At 41.8% G+C, this 1,148-nt stretch carries 2 protein-coding genes; both read left to right on the top strand.

The window, feature by feature from the left end; translation table 11 throughout:
• The first annotated feature begins 131 nt into the window (after positions 1-131).
• Positions 132-338: a transposase gene (locus HT699_RS00340; RefSeq protein ID WP_000653988.1), complete on the top strand. Its 207-nt coding sequence runs from the start codon at positions 132-134 to the stop codon at positions 336-338.
• A partial coding sequence (locus HT699_RS00335) for an IS66 family transposase (RefSeq protein ID WP_172934005.1) occupies positions 313-1,148 on the top strand: 836 nt, incomplete at its 3' end. The genes HT699_RS00340 and HT699_RS00335, both read left to right, overlap by 26 nt.

The raw sequence follows: 1,148 nt of genomic DNA, 5'->3' as shown, positions 1-1,148 counted from the left end.
AACAAGTAGACTGGCTGATGAAGGGCTTTTCTATCACTCCCCAAATAAATTCATCAGAAAGTCGTGATTTCTATTGAAATGATGCCTTTCTTTTTAGTATAATAAAGTTAGAAAACAAGGAGGGGAAGACGATGAAAGACTTATTAAAAATCATTCAACAACAGAGTGCTACAATTGATAGTCTCACCAATGAACTTGCCCTTCTTCGTGAACAAGTGGCTTATCTAACGCAAAAGCTCTATGGAAAATCCTCTGAGAAAAGTGTTTGTCCATCTGGACAAGTCAGCCTTTTTGAGGAGGAAGCTTCATCTGATGAAGATGGAGAGGTTCCCAGTTGAAAGAGAAGAAATCACCTATAAACGTAAGAAAGCTAAAGGAAAACGTCAAGCTCTTCTTGCCCAATTCGATTCAGAAGAACTCCATCATCGCTTAGAGGATTGCATTTGCCCTGACTGTCAGGGAGAGCTAAAAGAGATTGGAGCGAGTCTTCAAGGCCAAGAATTAGTCTTTATTCCTGCGCAATTAAAACGCATAGATCATATCCAACACTCTTACAAATGCCAAGCATGCAGTGAGAAAAATCCGAGTGATAAAATTGTGAAAGCTCCTATCCCTAAAGCCCCTTTGGCGCATAGCCTTGGCTCAGCTTCTATTATCGCTCACACCATCCATCAGAAGTTTAATCTGAAGGTCCCCAATTATCGCCAAGAAGAAGATTGGGCTAGGATGGGTTTACCAATCACACGTAAGGAAATCTCTAATTGGCATATCAAGGCGAGTCAATACTATTTGGAGCCCCTCTATAACCTCTTGCGAGAGAGACTATTGACTCAGCCCTTACTTCATGCGGATGAAACTTCTTATAGGGTGCTAGAGAGTGATAGCCATCTGACCTACTATTGGACTTTTTTGTCTGGGAAAGCTGAGAAGCAAGGAATCACGCTGTACCACCATGATCAGCGTCGAAGTGGTTCAGTAGTACAAGAATTCCTAGGAGATTATTCTGGNNNNGCTTATCGTCAACTGGAAGAAGCTGAACTTGTTGGATGTTGGGCGCATGTGAGAAGGAAGTTTTTTGAATCCACCCCCAAGCAAGCAGATAACTCATCCTTAGGAGCTAAAGGTTTAGCTTATTGTGACCAGTTATT

This window comes from Streptococcus sp. 1055 (genome assembly GCF_013276815.1).
In the GTDB taxonomy this organism is placed as follows: Bacteria; Bacillota; Bacilli; order Lactobacillales; family Streptococcaceae; genus Streptococcus; species Streptococcus pseudopneumoniae.
The sequence above is the reverse complement of the archived record's forward strand: the minus strand, read 5'-3'. Positions and strand labels throughout refer to the sequence as shown.

Excerpts from the sequence above, each read along its gene's own strand:
- HT699_RS00340 (WP_000653988.1), top strand. The coding sequence starts at position 132 with ATGAAAGACTTATTAAAAATCATTCAACAACAGAGTGCTACAATTGAT.